Origin of the sequence: Humidesulfovibrio sp., assembly GCF_035560995.1 — a bacterium.
GTDB lineage: Bacteria > Desulfobacterota > Desulfovibrionia > Desulfovibrionales > Desulfovibrionaceae > Humidesulfovibrio.
In genome coordinates this window covers 1-17,009 of sequence record NZ_DATMYK010000355.1, presented here as the reverse complement: position 1 = coordinate 17,009, position 17,009 = coordinate 1, and the positions used below count along the sequence as shown (strand labels likewise).

Here is a 17,009-nt window from a genome sequence, read left to right as displayed (position 1 = left end):
GCCTTTTGCCGTATGGTGGCCGGATCCATGCCCTTGCCGTCGTCGGTGATGCGGATGAGCACTTCCGAGCCGGAGTGTTCCGCCTCGAGCAGAATGAGCCCCTGCGGGCGCTTGCCGGCGGCCTTGCGCTCGTCGGGCATGTCGATGCCGTGATCGATGCTGTTGCGCAGCAGGTGCACCAAGGGGTCGCCCAGGCGCTCCAACACGGTCTTGTCCAGCTCGGTCTCCTCGCCGCGTGTCAGCAATTCTATGTCCTTGCCCAGTTCGGAGGACAGATCGCGCACCAGGCGGCGGAACTTGCTGAAAGTGGAGCCGATGGGCAGCATGCGGATGCCCAGGGTACTGTCGCGCAGGTCGGCGCTCAGGCGCTCCAGCTGCTCTGCAAGGGCGGTGAGCATGGGATCGTTCTTGTCGGAAACGATCTGGGAAATCTGCGCCTGCACGATGACCAGCTCGCCCACCAAGTCAACCAGCGTGTCCAGCTTATCCGCGGCAACGCGCAGGCTGTTGCTGGCGTCCTTGGGATTGGCCTTGGGGGCGGCAGGCGCGGAGGCGGGAGCCGCCGCCGGAGCCGATGCCGGCACTGGCTTCGCCGCAGCGGCGGACTGCGCCTCGTGCGTGGAAGAGGCTTGCAGTGGCGCGGAAGCAACAGGAGCGGACGCCGCCTGCTCCGGCTGCTGCGGACGCTCCACCGGGAACGCATCGGAGCCAGCAGGTTCTTCGAGTCCCAGCACTGCGGACTCCGGACAGGCCGGGGTGGAGCACTGCGGATACTGGCCCAGCTCGTCGGCCGACAGCACGGAAACGTCCAGATCAATGTCCGTGAAGAAAAAAAGATCGAGGATCGCCGCGCGGTCCGCCGTGGTTGTCAGGTCAACTTCCCAAGCCAGATACAAGGTCTGCGGATCCAGGCCGGAGAGCTCCGGCAGGGCGCGCTCGTCCAGGCGCACCGAGCACTCGCCCAGGGAGCGCAGGTCGTTGAAGAGCATATCCAGGTTCAGCTCTTTGCCAACCTTGGAATCGCGCGGGCAGATGCGGATGCGGTAGGTGGACGGTTCCGTCGAAACATCCTCCTGGGGCTCCTGCACGTCCTCCTGGGGTATTTCCGCCGGGGTTTCAGGAGGCGCCGCCACTGGCGTAGAGGTTGGTGCCGCCTCCACATGCGCCGCAGGCGCCATCTTTTTCCCCGACATGAGCAGGCGCGCTTCGGCCTGTATGGCCAAGCCTTTCTCCGTCGTGCCGTTGCCGAACTCGTCCACGCCGTTCAGAAGGCCGAGGATGTGGTCGCGCCCGGCAAAAGAGGTGCTGATGAGTTCGCGGGTGACCACGAGCTCGTCGTTGCGCACCTTGTCGAACAGACTTTCCAGGGCATGGGTGAAATCCGCGATGTCGTCGAAACCGAACATGGCGCCAGAGCCCTTGATGGTGTGCAGGGCGCGGAACACCTGGTTCACCAGGTCCATGTCGTGGGGGCTGGCTTCCAGCTCCAGCAAAGTCGAGTCGAGTTCCGCGAGGAGGTCCAGGGCCTCCTCGCGAAAAATCGCGCGGCTTTCGTCGTCAGACATCACGTGAGGCTCCTCACGGCAGACTCTCTACCCACCGGTTCATGGCGCTGTGATCGGCTAAGCCGCCGATCGTAATCCCAAAAAAAATGCAGGCCGGACGCACCCGTTGCAACGGCACATGTCCAGCGCTACAGACCCTAGCCCCAGACGGGGAAAAATGCAACGCGATGCATGCGTTCCATCGCCCCTCTTGAATATCGGCCCCAGGCCGCGCCGAGCTTAGGCAAGGACGTCGAATTTGGCGAATTTCATTACAAAAGAGGCGCGCCCCTGCGTGGCAGAGCGTAGGTCCGTGGAAAAACCGAACATCTGCCGCAGGGCGGCAAAGGCCTGCACCAGCTTCTGCCCACCCCGGTCCTCGATATTCTCAATCTTGGCTCCCTTGGCGCCAAGCAGGCCCACCACCTCGCCCACGAAGGCGTCGGGCGCGCTGGCCTCCACCCACATTATGGGCTCAAGCAGCATGGGCGAGGCCTGAGAAAGTGCGCTCTTGAGCGTCATGGCCGCAGCCATGCGGTAGCCCGCGGCACTGGATTCGCCCTCGCGCCGTGGCATGTCCAGCACGCGCAGGCGCAGGTCCTGCACCGGGTAGCCGCCAATGACGCCGCAGGCCAGGCCATCGTTCAGGCCCTCGTCCACGGCATCAAGCCAAGTTTGTGGATACTTGCCTGGATCCAGTTCGAACTGCACCCCCCTGCCCTGTCCACGCGGCAAAGGCTCCACCGCCAGGCGCACGGCCCCGTAGTGCAGCACCTCGCCCAATTCGCGGTGGAATTCCTCCTGGGTCTCGGCCCTGGCGGTGATGGTTTCCTGGTAGACAACCTGCGGCTTGCCCGTGCGCGGCTTCAGGCCATGCTCCCGGGCCATGCGCTCAAGCAGCACCTCCAGGTGCAACTCGCCCATGCCGGAAAGCACCACCTGGCTCGTCTCCGCATCGCGCAGCACGGTCAAGGTCGGGTCCTCCAGCAAGTAACGCTGCAACACTTCGTCCAGCTTGTCGGACTCCTCGGCGTTCCTGGGCTCTATGGCGAGCGAGATCACCGGCTTGTAGTCAGCTATCTGCTCCAAAAGAATTGGTTCGTCCTTGCGCGCCAGGGTGTCGCCCGTGCGGCCGAAGCGCATGCCCGCGGCGGCCACGATCTCGCCTGCGCGCGCCACCTCGATCTTTTCGCGGCGGTCGGCGTGCAGGCGGAACAGCCGGGCCACGCGCTCCTCGCTACCGTGGGTGACGTTCAAAACTGTCTCGCCTTCGGTCAGGTGGCCGGAATAGATGCGTAAAAATGACTGCTTGCGCCCGGACTCCATGACCACCTTGAACACCAGCGCGGCCAGCGGAGCCTCCGGGTCGGCCGGGAAGCTCTTGGGAAGATGCGTGGCCGGGGCCACACCCGCCTGCACTGGAGCCTCCAGGGGGCTCGGCAGGTAGTCGCACACGGCGTCCATGAGGGGCTGCACGCCCGCGTTCTTGAGGGCCGAGCCCACCAGCACGGGCACAAGCTTGAGGGAGATGACGGCCTCGCGCACGGCCTTGGCGATGGTCTCCGGCGCGATGTCCTGCCCGGACAGATAGGCGTCCATGATGCCCTCGTCCGAGTCGGACAGGGTCTCCAGCATGGCGTCGCGCCAGGGGGCCACGCGCTCGCGCTCGGCTGCGCTCAAGGGCAGGCGCTCGTACTCCGCGCCGCGGCTCTCGGCGTCGAACACCAGCCGCTCCATGCGGATCAGGTCGAACACGCCACGGAAGTCCGCGCCCTCGCCGTCCGGGGCCTGCACAGCCAGGGGCCTAGCGCCCAGCTTCTCGCGCATGGAGTCGAGCACGGCGGCGAAGTCCGCGCCAAGACGGTCGATCTTGTTCACGAAGGCCAGCTTGGGAACGTGATAGGACTCGCTCTGGCGCCAGACAGTCTCAGACTGAGGCTCCACGCCGCTGACCGCGCAGAACACGCCCACTGCTCCGTCCAGTACACGCAATGAGCGCTCCACCTCGACGGTGAAGTCCACGTGGCCCGGGGTGTCGATGAGGTTCACTGTGAAGCCGCGCCACTGGCAAGAGGTGACAGCCGAGGCGATGGTGATGCCGCGTTCCTGCTCCTCGGGCATGAAGTCCATGGTGGCCGTGCCCTCATGCACCTCGCCCAGCCGATGGATGCGCCCGGCGTAGAACAGGATGCGCTCGGACAGGGTGGTCTTGCCCGCGTCGATATGCGCGATGATGCCGATGTTGCGGATATTGTGCAGGTACTTCGAAGAGATTGGTTTCTTGCTCACGGTCTGCCGCCTGCGCCGTAGGGCCTGTTGGAGAAGGTTCCGGGAGTGCCTCAGGTGGAGAGAAAAATCTGGCGCTCCTGCTCGAACAGCCCTGGGTGCAGTTCCGGCCAGCGCCACAGGCCCAGGCACTCGCCGCTCGCCGTGAGCCCGGCCCTGTGCTGGCCTGCATGCGCGGGCGGGGCAAGCAGCAGGTCGCGCCGGATCTCGCAGAAGACCGTCAAGGCGTCTTCATCCGGGGCCGTGCGGCTGCGCATGCCCGGCACCGCTCCCCCGGTCTCAAAGGACAATGCGCCATACAGCAGGGCCACATCTTCCGGCGGAAGGTCGATGGAACTGTCGCGCCAGATGGCACACACGCGCGGTGCGCGCAAAGGGACCAGCCGCAGTGGCGAGGCGTCCAGAACCTGGCGCAGCTCCTTCTGCCCCAGCAGGCGGCGGAACTCCGGCGTGTCCGGGTGCAGCACCAAGCCGGGCTCGCCGCTGGCCGCGCATTCGTGCACCAGGCGTTGCACCAGCATGGGGCCCAGGGCCGCAAGCCGCTCCTGGCCGCAAAGTTCGCAGGAGGCCAGTAGAGCATCAGGCACGGCGGAGCGCTGGCCCAGGCGCGCCACAAAGACCTGGGGCACCCGGGCGCACAGGGCGGGCAACAGGGCGGACAGAAACAGGGCGGGCGCGTCCAGCAGGCCGTCGAGCAGCAGCAGCATAAAGGGCGCGGGCTCCCGAAGGCTGGTGTGCTCCAGGAGGTCATAGCGCCGGGTGTTGCTCGATGAAGCCGGACCGTTGGGCGGCGTCAGGACATAGTGCCGGGCGATGAGCCCTTTGATCAGCGCGCGCCGCTGGTCACCCAGGGCGTTATAGGCCTTGGCGAAGCGGGCGTCGGGAAGCTGATGATCCTCAAGCCATGCAGGGAAAGCCCAGGGGCTGGGCTCCGAACCGGGAATGCATAACTCCATGGCGCAGCGGCTCCTCGGGCTGTGAAGACGCTAGAGCCACTTGAGCAGGCGCTTCCAGGTCCACTGCACGCGCTCGCGTTCTTCTTCGGACAAGACCTTCTGATACTCGAAGTAGGAATATTCAGCGCGCTTCCTCACGTAATCCTTGAACTCCACCACGTCGGCATAGTTCTCCAGGATGAACAGATAGCGGTTCCAGGCCGCGCCGTACTGTTGGGTGCGCCAGAAAAAGTCAGCCACGAAAATTTCATGTTCGGCCAGAATCTTGCGGCACTTGTAGATATTCTGTTTCACTGCTTCGGAGAACTCGGACTTGGGGTACGACTCCTCCAGGCGGTAGAATATCTCCAGGGCTTCCTTCACGTTGTCCTGGCGCAGGTCGATGGTCCTGAACTGATTCATATTGCTCATGCCCATCTGGAACAGCACGTAGGGAATCTGCGGGCTGCTGGGATGCAGCGTTTCGAATTCCTTGTAGGCGTCCAAGGCTTCCAGGTACTTGGCATCCAGGAAGTAGGCGTCGCCAAGGGCGACCTCCGCCTTGGGCGTCAACGGACTGAAGGGATAACGGTCCTTCAGCTTGAGGAAATTCTCCGAGGCGCGCGAGTAGCGCTTCTCCTTCATGTAGTCCATGCCGGACTCGAAGAGTTCCTGCGCGGTGTCTTCCGGCGGGGGGAGAAAGTAATAGTCGATGAGTCCGCAGGAAGAGACCAGCGGAACCAGCACAAGAAGAAGAACCGCGAGCAGGCGCTTAGGCATTCAGGCTTTCCAGATAGGCGTAGGCCGCAGTGGCGGCGGTGGCGCCATCGCCCACCGCTGTGGCCACCTGGCGGCAGTTTTTGCTGCGCACGTCGCCCGCGGCGAAGAAGCCGGGCAGATTGGTGCGCATCTCACAATCGGTGTTCACGAAACCGGCCTTGTCGCGGTCAAGGTCGGCGGGCACGAAAGAGGCCACAGGCTCGAAGCCGACGAAGACGAACACGCCGTCAACGGGCAGTTCGCTCTTGGCTCCGGTCTTGACGTCGGTAAGGGCCACCGAGGTTACGCCCTTGAAGGGGTCGCCCTTGATTTCATCCACAATCGTGCTGCGCAGGATCTTGATCTTGGGATTGATCTCGCACTTGTTCTGGTAGCATTTGCAGCCCCGGAACTCGTCGCGCCGGTGGATGAGGTAAAGCTTGTCCACAAGGCGCGCCAGGTACAAGGACTCCTCCAGGGCGGAGTTGCCGCCGCCGATGACGGCCACGGTCTTGCCCTTGAAGAAGTTGCCGTCGCACAGGGCGCAGTAAGACACGCCGCGTCCGAGGTACATGTCCTCTCCCGGAGTGCCAACGTGCTTGTAGCGCGCGCCGGTGCACAGCAGCACGGCCTTGGCGAAGAGCGTCTCGTCACCCACCTGGATGACGTAGCCGCCGTCCTGCGGGGTGATGCTCTTGACCTCGTCCGAATGCCGGGGGACGTCGTACGTGGCGAGATGCTCCACGAACTTGTCCACCAGCTCATAGCCTTTCACGGCCTTGGGGAAACCGGGATAGTTCTCGATCTCCTCGGTCATGAGCACCTGGCCGCCAGGGGAGAGCTTCTCCACCAGGGCGACGTTCACGCCGGACCGGGCGAGATACAATGCGGCGGTGAGCCCGGCAGGCCCACCGCCGATGACGACAGCGTCGTAGTTTTTCATGGGGTCACTAGACCTTTTTGGCAATCATGTCCTTGATGCTGCTCTTGGAGACGGCGCCGGTGGACTGGTCCACCACTTCACCGTCCTTGAACAGGATCAGGGTGGGGATGGCGCGGATGCCGAAACGGCTGGGGCTGGCGGAGTTTTCGTCCACGTTCATCTTGCAGATCTTGACCTTGCCCTCGAACTCAGTGGCCAGCTCGTCGATGATGGGGCCCATGGCGCGGCAAGGACCACACCAGGGGGCCCAGAAATCAACCAGAACGGGCACAGCGCTCTTGAGAACTTCCTGCTCGAAATTGCCGTCAGTCACCTGGGTAGCCATATTGTCTCCTTCGCTCGATAGTGTCGTTAGATTCAACTCAGTTTCAGCAAACAGGCCCAGGGGATGAAGGCCATGCCGCATTCTCATGAAACTAGTTCTCCGCCCTTGATCTGTCAAGCTGCAAGCCCTCTACGGCCGATTCCACGCGCTTCCAGTCGCGGGGCACGGCGCGTCCGCGCGGCACGGATTCCAGGTCCAGGTCGTGGCGGTACCCGGCCAGAAGCGCCAGCCACCCGGCGTGGGCGATCATGGCCGCATTGTCCGTGCACAGGGCGGGCCTGGGCAGGCAAGGAGCAAGCCCCCGGCCTTGCGCCAGGCCGCGCAGGGCCGCGCGCACATGGGAATTGGCGGCAACCCCGCCAGCCACCACCAGCGAGACAATGCCCCGCTCCCGGTCGAGCGCGCGTTCAACCTTGATGCGCAGGGTCTCGGCCACTGCAAAATTGAAGGAGGCCGCAGCCAGAGCCAGCTCCTGCGGATGCGGGGCCAGGGCCAGCGCCCCGCCCGCGCGCAGGGCGTCGGCCTCGGGCATGGCGGCATAGGCCAGGTGCGGGCGCTTGGCCAAGTACTCGGCAACGGCCGTTTTGAGCCCGCTGAAGCTGAAGTCCAGGTTGTCGTTGTGCGTGTAGGCCAGGGGAAACAGGCGCCTGTCCGGCTCCACGCCCTGGCTCAGGTCGTCCAGATAGCGGCCGCCGGGGTACGGCAGGTTAAGCAGCTTGGCCACCTTGTCAAAGGCCTCCCCCGCCGCGTCGTCCAGGGTGCGGCCCAAGAGCCGGAACTCGGTTGGGGAATCCATGCGGTAGATGTGCGTGTGCCCGCCGGAAACGAGCAGCCCGAGGGCCGGGAAGCGCAGTTCCTGCTCCAGGCCCGGGGCCAGCAGGTGTGCGTGCAGATGGTCCACGCCGATAAGCGCGGCACCCGTGGACAGGCACAGTCCCTTGGCGAAAGAGAGGCCGACGAGCAGGCTGCCCAAAAGGCCAGGCCCCCGCGCCACGGCGATGGCGTCGATGTCCGCCGGCTTCGCGCCGGTCTTTGTCAGCAGGTCCCGGAAAAGCACCGGCAGCATGCGCTGGTGCTCGCGCGAAGCGATCTCCGGCACCACACCGCCGAACACGGCATGGATATCCGTCTGCGAGGCCAGGGACTCAGCCAGCAGACTGCCATCGCGCAACAGGGCGACGCCGGTCTCGTCGCAGGAGGTCTCGACGCCCAGGACCAGCACGGAACTACGCCTGTTTCGTCGCGGCGTAGATTTCCTGCACCTTCTCCACATCGAGCTTGGAGCCCACGAACAGCGGCACACGTTGGTGCAGATGCTCGGGCACGATGTCCAGGATGCGCCGGGTGCCATCGATGGCCAAGCCGCCCGCCTGCTCCACGATGAAGGCCATGGGCGCAGCCTCGCACATCAGGCGCAGCTTGCCGCCGGGCTTGTTCGGGTCGCGGTTGTCAGAGGGGTACAGGAAGATGCCGCCGTACACGAGGTTGCGGTGGAAGTCGGACACCAGCGACCCGATGTAGCGCAGACTGTAGGGCTTCTTGCGGGTCATGCTGGCGGCCTTGAAGTGCGCCAGCACGTCCAGGGTGGGTTTGTCCCAGTAGTGGTAGTAGCCCTCGTTCACGGAATAGATGCTGCCCTGCTCCGGGATGCGGATGTTCGGGTGCGAGAGCAGAAATTCGCCCACGCTGGGATCCAGGGTGAAGCCGTTCACACCGTCGCCGGTGGTGAAGACCATCATGCACGAGGAGCCGTACAGGATGTAGCCTGCGGCCACCTGGTCGGCGCCCTTCTGCAGGTAGTCGCTGGCAAGCAGGCGCGATTCGCTGGGGCTTTTGCGCCGGTAGATGGAAAAAATGGTGCCGATGCTCACGTTGGCGTCGATGTTCGAGGAGCCGTCCAGAGGATCGAAGATCACAAAGTAGTCGCCCGTGGGCAGGCCATCGGGAATCTCAATGATGTCGGCGTTTTCCTCAGAGGCCATGGCGCACAGGGCCCCGCAGCGCGAGAGGCGGTGGATGAGCACGCGATTGGCGAATTCATCAAGTTTCTTAACCTCTTCGCCCTGCACGTTGATATCGCCGGTGAAGCCCAGCACGTCCACCAGCCCCGCCTTGCTCACCTCGCGGTGGATGATCTTGGCTGAGAGGATGAGCTCGTTGAACAGGCGCGTGAAGCGACCGGTGGCCATGGGCACCTGCTTCTGGTGCAGCAGGAGGTGTTCAGTGACGGTGATCTGCTGGGACATGAGGGTTCCTCCGCGAGCGTTGCGCCGCAGTCCTGTTTACCAATTTCCGCCAAAGAACGGCAGGGCGAATCCTTTGTCCTCAAAGCTGGCGTTGGCGCTCTCCGTGGCATAGACGAACAGGTCTCGCCCGATGAACCGCGCCAGCCAGGTGAACTGCTTGTCGCCCACGTTGACCGTGCCCTGGATCTTTTCCTTCATGATTTCGGTCCAGGGAAGCTCGGTCAGCTGCTGCGCGCCGGCCGGGGCCACCTCGCCGGAGATCCAGAGCTTCTTTGCGCGCGGATCGACGATGACCAGCTCCTCCGGTTGCGGGCAGAAGGTGAACAGCACGCGCGGGTCGAAGCTCACAACGTGCAGGCCTTTGAATTCCGGCCCCTCGAAGTTGGGCATGCCGAAGTAGAGCTCAGGACCGAGGGGCGTGTAGTCCACCACGGTTTTGATCAGGGTCTCGCGCCAGATGGATTCGAACACCAACGGTTCGCTGAAACGTTTCAGAGGCACGGGCGGCTTGCGCACCAGGATGTCACCCGTCTGGTCGGCCACGATGACCCCGTCCACCCAGGGAAAACGCTGCAATAGCGCGTCGAGCCATTCATCCGTGGGGCGGTAGTCGATGCTGGTGACATAGCGCGAAAGCGCCATGACCTTGGCGTCCACAGGCGAGAACAGGAGTGACAGCTTCTCCTGGTTCGGATTATCCCACTTGTAGCGGTTCACGTCGATGCTGGGCGCGGGATTGATGAGGTCTCGCGTCTCGCGCATGGTGGAACGCACGCTGCTGGCGCTGTTGTCCCAGCCGGGTCCTATGGCCCCGCAGCCAGAAAGGGCTGCCAGGGCGCAGACAACTGCGGCCAAGACGAAAACGTCGGTGCGGCGCGGCGCGCGGCACCGACGGATGGAGAAAAGACGTATGGACATCGTTGAGTGACCTCGGTCCTATGTCAGGCCTGGATGCGAGACTCAAGGCGCGCGGCCAGGGCTTCCAGGGTGCTCATGAGACGGTTCTTGGCGTGCTTGCCGAAAGGATCCTCGCCGGGGGCAACCTGGGGGCCTGCCTCTACAGACGGCGCTGCGGCAAGATTGGCTTCAAGGGTCTTGATGCGGCTCGTGAGGTCGGCCTTCTCGCGCTCGTCCAGGGCGCGGCCCCACAGTTCGCGGTAAATGCCAAGCGCGCCGCCGAAATCACCCTGGGACGCCAGAAGCTCGGCCATGGTGCGCGTGCGAAAGCTGCCGGCATCCGGGGCCGGGCCGGAATATGGCGCATCCGGCGCGTCGCAGACGGGCGCGGGGCCAGCCCCTTCCTTGAGAGTGCTGCGCACCTGGGACTGCTCGCGCGCCTTGCGCGCAGAGTCCTTGAGCGGCCCGATGAGCCGATCCGTGAGCGGACCGAGCCCCTCGATGACCACATCGGTCCATTTGACCGGGCGGTCGGTGAAGTGCGAGGCCACAAGCATGAGGAACACAGCGAAGTCGCGGTCCTTGTCCGAGGTCTGGTGGGCCCACAGGGACCAGAATGCAGGATAGCGCTCCAGCGGCTTTATGACGGCCTGAAGTTGTTCCTGGGCCTGCTCCAGCTTCTCCAAGCGCATGAGCACCTGAATGAGCAGAAGCCGGGCCTCCATGGAGTCCGGGTGGCGGTCGAGCCCCTGCCTCAGGGTCTTTTCCGCGTCGTCCAGCTGGCCGAACTCCACAAAGAGCTTGGCCAGAGGGAAAAAGATGCGCGAACCCGGTTCAAGCGCCAGTACCTCTTGGTACCACTCAATCTTTCTTCTCATCGTCCACGGCCCCCTGGGCTACGTCGGTCCTGCCGGAGAAGATATACAACACCTCATTTTCCTTCACGTAATTCATACGATCACGGATGACCATCTCTTGGTAAGCACGGTCTGTCTTGAGGCGGCGTATCTCGTTGCTCAGTTCAAGGCTTTTGGCGTCCACCTCTCGAAGCTGATTTTCCAGCTTAACCGAGCGGTTGCGCATGTTCATGTAGGCGATGACGCCGTGATCGCTCCAAATGAGGCGAAACAACAGCACCACGTTCACGGTGATGAGCAAGCCAAGCAGAATGCGGCGGGCCATGCTTAGCGCCTCTTATTGCAAGCGCGGCGCAAGGGTCCTACCCGGCCGCATCTTGGCCAGGGGACCTCGCAGTTCCTCAAGGAAGTTGGCCGTGGCGCTTTCAACGCGCTCCACATCGTCTTCACTCAAGGTCACTGTGTCGATGCGCTGCAAAAAGTCCTTAAGCACGTCGAATTCCTCAAGCAGGCTTTTGCCGAGTTCGATCTTCTCCAATTCCGGCTCAAGCTCCAGAATGGTCTCGAGACAGTTGGAGATGCGTGCCATGTTGCTGTCGTGTGGCCTGTTCATCATCTGCTCCGGAAACGTGCCGCCGCGCGCATCAGCGCATGGTCATTCAGCTTGTAACCAGTTTTTGTAGAAATTGTACAGATAATTCCCGCCCGAAAAAACCGTAAGCGCCAGGGCCACATACAGGATGTACATGCCGACGGCGGCAACGTCTATTCCGAACAGGGGATAATGCACCAACAAAGGCCCCAAAGCCAGACTCTGCGCGATGGTCTTCAGTTTCCCGTACCGGTCCGCAGCAATGACCACGCCCTTGTCGGCCGCGACACCGCGCATACCCGTGACGGCAAGCTCCCGGCAGATGATGACCACTACGATCCAGCCCTCCACCCAGCCAAGCTCCACAAGCATGATGAGCACGGAGCCGATGAGCAGCTTGTCCGCAAGGGGATCAAGAAACTTGCCCAGATTGGTGATGAGGTTCTGGCGGCGGGCGATGTAGCCGTCGGCCATGTCCGTGAACGAGGCCAGCGCGAACACCGCGAAGGACACATACGCGAACAGCTCGGTCTGGTAGCGCTGCTCCAGGTACAGCAGCACAACAATGACCGGCACCGCGAGGATGCGCGCCAGGGTGAGCATGTTGGCCAGATTCAAAGGCATGGGCATGGGCCTTGCGTCTCCCGCTTCCTGGTCGGTTATCTGTGCACGGTGGAGGCGGCCTCCAGGCTGGTCTGCGCGGCCGCGGCCACGCGTTCGCCAAGTTCCAGCAGGGCCGTCTTGGCCGGGCAGTCGCCTTCCATCAGCACCACCGGGGTGCCCAGGTCGCCCGCGACCACGGTGGTAGGATCAAGGGGAATGGCTCCCAGAAACTCCAGCCCGTACTGCTCGGCCAGGGCCTTGCCGCCGCCCTTCTTGAACAGGTCAATGGACTGGCCGCAGTGCGGGCAGGCCAAGCCGCTCATGTTCTCCACCACGCCCAGGATGTTGGCCTGGGCGTACTGCAGGAAGTTGATGGCCTTGCGCACGTCGGCGAGGGAAACCTCCTGCGGTGTGGTGACCACCACGGCGAGAGCCTCGGGAATGAGCTTCAGGACGGTCATGGGCTCGTCGCCGGTGCCCGGAGGGGAATCCACCACTAGGAAGTCCAGGTCGCCCCACTGCACATCGGAAATGAACTGGCGGATGGCCGAGGTCTTCATGGGACCGCGCCAGAGCACGGCCTGATCAGGGTCGAGTAGCAGCGACTCCATGGAGACCACATGCAGGTTGTCGTTGTATTTCTTGGGCTTCACCAGGCTGCCGCGATCCGGCTCCAGCTGGCCGGTAAGGCCAAGCAGGCGCGGCACGCTGGGACCGTGGATGTCCACGTCCATGAGGCCGACCTTGAAGCCGCGCGCAGCCAGGGCCGCCGCGATGTTGACGGACACGGAACTTTTGCCCACGCCGCCCTTGCCGCTCATGACGAACAGCTTGTAGCGGATGCGCTCCAGGGTCATGGTGATGAGCTGGTCCTGCATGGCGATCTTGGCATTGCCCTCGCCCGATGAAGAGGAGCAGGAACCTCCAGAACATGAACTCACGTTGCACACTCCATTGTCTTGAGATTGCGGCGCAAGCCGCTAAAAAGGAAGTATGGCCGATTTCAGCCTGCGTGTAAATCGCGGAAAAGCCCCTGCGGCCCGCAGGGATGCGCGCGCCTACCAGCCGTGCTTGCCCACCAGGTCCACGAAGGCCACGGCCCCCAGGTCGGTCTGCACCACCCCGGCCGGTGTCTTCTCAATGAGCACCAGGCTCTGGGCACGTTTGGCCCCGCCCAGCGGCATGAGCAGCCGCCCGCCCTCTCCCAGCTGGTCCACCAGGGGCGGCGGAACCTCCGGCCCGCCTGCGGTGACGATGATGCGGTCAAAGGGCGCGGCGCTGGGCCAGCCCAGAGTGCCGTCGTCCAGCTTCACATGGACGTTGAACAGCCCAAGAGACAGCAGGCGCTCGCGCGCGCTGGCGCACAGCCGGGGAATGCGCTCCACCGTGTGCACGTCGGCCCCGAGCTTGGCCAGCACGGCCGCCTGGTAGCCGGACCCGGTGCCGATCTCCAGCACCTTGGTCCCGGGCCCCACCTGCAACAGCTCGCTCATAAGGGCCACGATGTACGGCTGGGAGATGGTCTGCCCCTCGCCGATGGGCAGGGGACTGTCCGAGTAGGCGCGACCGGCCATGGCTTCCTCCACGAACAGATGCCGCGGCAGCTCGCCCATGACGGCGAGCACGCGCGCATCGCTGATGCCGCGCGCCTTCAGCTGGTCGTTCACCATGCGCTCGCGCTGTCGTTTCGGGTCCACTCGCATGCCGTGTTCTCCTGCCTCGCCGCATTTTTGTTTGTGTCACGCGTGCTGACCAGATTTCACCCGTCAAGTCAACATGGACAAGCCCGCTCTTGACACAATTGCCCATTCCCTTAACAATCGCAGCCACACCCCGGAACCAGCTGGAGCACCCTGAACGCTGAGGAGATTCCCATGTTCAAGATCCGCGAACTCATGACCTCGCCCGTCTACTCCCTGCGTGAAACGGACACCCTCCAAAGCGCGCGGGTGCTGATGGACAAGAAACGCATCCGCCACGTGCCAATCACCACCTCTGACAATGTCTTCCGTGGGCTCATTACCAACCGGGACGTGCTGGCCAACACCATTTCGCACCTGGCCAACATCGACCCCGCCACCCAGGACGAGATCGACGCGGGAATTCCCCTGCAGGAGATCATGCGCACCGACGTGCGGACCCTTTCCTCCGATCAGACCGTGCGCGAGGCCGCGCACATTCTGTACAATCACAAGTACGGCTGCCTGCCGGTGGTGGAAGACGGCAAGCTTGTGGGCATCGTCACAGAGGCCGACTTCCTCCAGCTCACCATCCAGCTGCTCGACGCCATGGACCAGGCTGAGAAGCCTGACCAATCAGAAGTGTCGGGGCAGGCCAACAAGGGCTGAGCACAGAGGCTTCCAACGCTCGGCAGCTCCTTCCGGCATCCTCAAGAAAATAGCCCGACTCGGTCCGGTCCGCGTCGGAAAGCGCACGCCCTCCCACAACCTTCAGTCACCCAAAGAGAAAATGAAAGCACTTCCCGTGGAAAAGAAGCATTCCAGCGCCCTGCCCCGCACGGTCGGCGCCCTGTTCGTCCTGCTGCTCATCGGCCTTGTGGCCTACGTGTTCCTGCGCGATGGCGGAGCCCCGGTGCTCACGCTTACTCCGCAAACCGGAGCAGCTTCGTACACCACTGATTTCAGCTTAAGTCTCACCTCAAGCCGCGCCGGGCTGAAGGAATGCGTCATCACCGCCACCCAAGACGGCAAACGCGTGGAAGTGCTGCGCAAAAGCTTCCCGGACAAGCAGCTTGCGCATACGGAGAACTTCCGCCTCCCGCGCGAGGGCGGCTTCAAGGAAGGTCCGCTGGAACTCTCCATCACTGTGCGTGACAACGCACTGCTCTCCTTCCTGGGCCGCGGCAAGACCAGCCTGGTGCAGAACCTGACGCTGGACTTCTCGCCCCCCAGGCTGAACGTCACCCCGGGCATCCACAACGTGAACCAGGGCGGCGGCGCGGTGGTCAGCTACACCGTGTCCAAGCCGGTTGAGAAAACGGGCGTGGCCGTGGGCCAGCGCTTCTTCCCGGCCTTCCAGCAGCCCGGCGGCGAGTTCGTATGCTACTTCGCCATGCCCTACGACATGCCGCCTTCCGAATTCAAACCCAAGGTCATCGCCCGCGACAAGGCCGGCAACGAGGCCACCGCCACACTGACCGTCCTCGCCATTCCCAAGGCCTTCAAGGCCGACAAGCTGAACATTCCCGACGAGTTTCTGAACGACAAGATGAGCCAGTACACAGCTCTGTACCCGGCCGAAAAGACACCCCTCGACATCTACAAGCGCGTGAACACCGAACTGCGCAAGCAGAACGAGGCCCAGCTGCTCAAGGTCGCCGAGGACACCTCTCCCACGCAGCTCTGGTCCGGGCCCTTCCTGCGCCTGCCCAACGCCGCGCCCAAGGCCGGCTTCGGCGACCAGCGCGACTACTACTACAAGGGCGAAAAGATCGACCACCAGACCCACATGGGCGCGGACCTGGCCAGCCTGGCCAACGCGCCGGTGCCCGCCGCCAACTCCGGCCGCATCGTTTTCGCGGAGTTCTTCGGCATCTACGGCAACTGCGTCATCATTGACCATGGCCTGGGCCTGCAAAGCCTCTACTCGCACCTGAGCGAGATAGCCGTGGCCAAGGGCGCGCAGGTCAAGAAGGGCGACACCATCGGCAAGACCGGCGTCACCGGTCTGGCCGGGGGCGACCACCTGCACTTCGGCATGATCGTGGGCGGCCTGCAGGTGAGCCCCACGGAATGGTGGGACGAGCACTGGATCAAGGACAACATCTTGAAGCACCTGGGCAAGTAGGCGCCGGGGCTGAGCCAAAAAGAAAGGCCGGGAGCGATCCCGGCCTTTTTTCATTTCGCGTTCGGCGTCGTCTAGTGCGTGGGCCGCTTGTATTCTTCCTTCACCAACAGACTGCTCAGGGGCGAGATGTTGTCGCGCCCGCAGAACAGAGCTTCAGAGCTGGTGCACTCCAGGGCCTGCTCCAGCACCGTGTCCACGGTCTCCACGGGGATGATCTTGAGGTCCTTCAGGATTTCCTCGGGCACTTCCTTCAGATCCTTCTCGTTCTCCGCCGGGATGAACACCGTGCCCACCAGGCCGCGATGGGCCGCGAGCAGCTTCTCGCGCAGGCCGCCGATGGGCAGCACGCGGCCGCGCAGGGTGATCTCCCCAGTCATGGCCACATCGTTGCGCACGGGGATGTTCAGCAGGGCCGAGACGATGGACGTGGTGAGGGCAACGCCGGCCGAGGGGCCGTCCTTGGGCGTTGCACCTTCGGGCACGTGCACGTGGATGTCGATCTCCTTGTGGAAGTCGCGCTTGAGCCCGAAGAGGTCCGAGCGGGAGCGCAGGTAGGACAGGGCCGCACGCGCGGACTCCTGCATGACCTCGCCCAACTTGCCGGTGATCTCCACCTTGCCGGAGCCGCTCATGAGGACAACTTCAATGAGCAGCAGCTCGCCGCCCATCTGCGTCCAGGCCAGACCGGTGGTGACGCCCACCTGGGACTTTTCCTCGCGCTCCTCGTGGCGGTGCTTGGGCACGCCCAGGTAGGTGGCGATGCTCTGCTTGTTCACGGCCACGGTCTCTATGCTCTTGTCTTCCACAATTTTCATGGCCGCCTTACGGCACACGGCGGCGATCTCGCGCTCCAGGTTGCGCACGCCCGCCTCCCGTGTGTAGCGGCGGATGACCTCAAGCATGGCGTTGTCGGAGACGTTCAGCTGCTCCTCACTCAGGCCGTGCAGCTCGCGCTGCTTGCCCAGAAGGAACTGCTTGGCGATCTTGAGCTTTTCCGTCTCCAGGTAGCCCGGCAGGCGGATGATCTCCATGCGGTCGCGCAGGGGCAGGGGGATGGAGTCCAGGGTGTTCGCCGTGGTGATAAAAAAGACCTTGGACAGGTCGTAGTCCAGGTCCAGGTAGTGATCGTTGAAGGCGTAGTTCTGCTCGGGGTCGAGGACTTCGAGCAGCGCGGACGAGGGGTCGCCCCTGAAGTCCATGCTCATCTTGTCCACC

General features: G+C 63.6%; 18 protein-coding genes. 2 read left to right on the top strand and 16 right to left on the bottom strand.

All coding sequences use genetic code 11. The features are described from left to right. From VN419_RS14085 to VN419_RS14015, 15 genes are all read right to left on the bottom strand, one after another. On the bottom strand, positions 1-1,565 hold a 1,565-nt coding region (locus tag VN419_RS14085; protein WP_325647851.1), incomplete at its 3' end, for a chemotaxis protein CheA. Positions 1,566-1,784: 219 nt separating this feature from the next. Further along, on the bottom strand, positions 1,785-3,833 hold the full coding sequence (fusA, locus tag VN419_RS14080; protein ID WP_325647850.1) for an elongation factor G: 2,049 nt from the start codon (positions 3,831-3,833) through the stop codon (positions 1,785-1,787). A gap of 50 nt (positions 3,834-3,883) precedes the next feature. Beyond that, complete coding sequence (locus VN419_RS14075; protein WP_325647849.1) at positions 3,884-4,786, bottom strand: hypothetical protein; 903 nt, start codon at positions 4,784-4,786, stop codon at positions 3,884-3,886. A gap of 30 nt (positions 4,787-4,816) precedes the next feature. Next, positions 4,817-5,545, bottom strand: a complete 729-nt coding sequence (locus VN419_RS14070) for an outer membrane protein assembly factor BamD (protein WP_325647848.1) — start codon at positions 5,543-5,545, stop codon at positions 4,817-4,819. Beyond that, positions 5,538-6,467: a thioredoxin-disulfide reductase gene (gene trxB, locus VN419_RS14065; protein WP_325647847.1), complete on the bottom strand. Its 930-nt coding sequence runs from the start codon at positions 6,465-6,467 to the stop codon at positions 5,538-5,540. The genes VN419_RS14070 and trxB overlap by 8 nt, the downstream gene beginning before the upstream one ends. 7 nt (positions 6,468-6,474) lie before the next feature. After that, entirely contained in the window at positions 6,475-6,792 is a 318-nt protein-coding gene (gene trxA, locus VN419_RS14060) for a thioredoxin (protein ID WP_325647846.1), read from the bottom strand. A gap of 91 nt (positions 6,793-6,883) precedes the next feature. After that, positions 6,884-8,014, bottom strand: coding sequence for a tRNA (adenosine(37)-N6)-threonylcarbamoyltransferase complex transferase subunit TsaD (gene tsaD / locus VN419_RS14055; RefSeq protein WP_325647845.1), 1,131 nt, complete (start codon positions 8,012-8,014; stop codon positions 6,884-6,886). Positions 8,015-8,018: 4 nt separating this feature from the next. Next, the gene (fbp, locus tag VN419_RS14050; RefSeq protein ID WP_325647844.1) at positions 8,019-9,038 is read right to left on the bottom strand and encodes a class 1 fructose-bisphosphatase; all 1,020 of its coding nucleotides are present in this window, start codon (positions 9,036-9,038) and stop codon (positions 8,019-8,021) included. Positions 9,039-9,074: 36 nt separating this feature from the next. Then, positions 9,075-9,956 carry a hypothetical protein gene (locus VN419_RS14045; RefSeq protein WP_325647843.1) on the bottom strand — a complete coding sequence of 294 codons (882 nt, stop codon included), beginning with the start codon at positions 9,954-9,956 and terminating at the stop codon, positions 9,075-9,077. A 23-nt stretch (positions 9,957-9,979) separates the two neighbouring features. Further along, the gene (locus VN419_RS14040) at positions 9,980-10,813 is read right to left on the bottom strand and encodes a tetratricopeptide repeat protein (RefSeq protein WP_325647842.1); all 834 of its coding nucleotides are present in this window, start codon (positions 10,811-10,813) and stop codon (positions 9,980-9,982) included. Next, positions 10,797-11,117 carry a septum formation initiator family protein gene (locus tag VN419_RS14035; RefSeq protein ID WP_325647841.1) on the bottom strand — a complete coding sequence of 107 codons (321 nt, stop codon included), beginning with the start codon at positions 11,115-11,117 and terminating at the stop codon, positions 10,797-10,799. The genes VN419_RS14040 and VN419_RS14035 overlap by 17 nt, the downstream gene beginning before the upstream one ends. Positions 11,118-11,129: 12 nt before the next feature. Next, a complete protein-coding gene (locus VN419_RS14030; protein ID WP_325647840.1) occupies positions 11,130-11,381 on the bottom strand; it encodes a hypothetical protein in 252 nt (83 codons plus the stop codon). A gap of 66 nt (positions 11,382-11,447) precedes the next feature. Further along, positions 11,448-12,014 (bottom strand): CDP-diacylglycerol--glycerol-3-phosphate 3-phosphatidyltransferase, encoded by a 567-nt coding sequence (pgsA, locus tag VN419_RS14025; protein ID WP_325647839.1) that lies wholly within the window; start codon positions 12,012-12,014, stop codon positions 11,448-11,450. A 29-nt stretch (positions 12,015-12,043) separates the two neighbouring features. Next, the gene (locus tag VN419_RS14020; protein WP_414652939.1) at positions 12,044-12,928 is read right to left on the bottom strand and encodes a P-loop NTPase; all 885 of its coding nucleotides are present in this window, start codon (positions 12,926-12,928) and stop codon (positions 12,044-12,046) included. Between the two features lie 117 nt (positions 12,929-13,045). Further along, entirely contained in the window at positions 13,046-13,690 is a 645-nt protein-coding gene (locus VN419_RS14015) for a protein-L-isoaspartate(D-aspartate) O-methyltransferase (protein ID WP_325647838.1), read from the bottom strand. A gap of 171 nt (positions 13,691-13,861) precedes the next feature. Between VN419_RS14015 and VN419_RS14010 the strand changes: the two genes are divergently transcribed. Both VN419_RS14010 and VN419_RS14005 read left to right on the top strand, forming a co-directional pair. Continuing rightward, a complete protein-coding gene (locus tag VN419_RS14010) occupies positions 13,862-14,335 on the top strand; it encodes a CBS domain-containing protein (protein WP_325647837.1) in 474 nt (157 codons plus the stop codon). Between the two features lie 121 nt (positions 14,336-14,456). After that, positions 14,457-15,794 (top strand): M23 family metallopeptidase, encoded by a 1,338-nt coding sequence (locus tag VN419_RS14005; RefSeq protein WP_325647836.1) that lies wholly within the window; start codon positions 14,457-14,459, stop codon positions 15,792-15,794. Positions 15,795-15,865: 71 nt separating this feature from the next. Here VN419_RS14005 and VN419_RS14000 read toward each other — a convergent pair. Beyond that, a partial coding sequence (locus VN419_RS14000; protein WP_325647835.1) for a S16 family serine protease occupies positions 15,866-17,009 on the bottom strand: 1,144 nt, incomplete at its 5' end.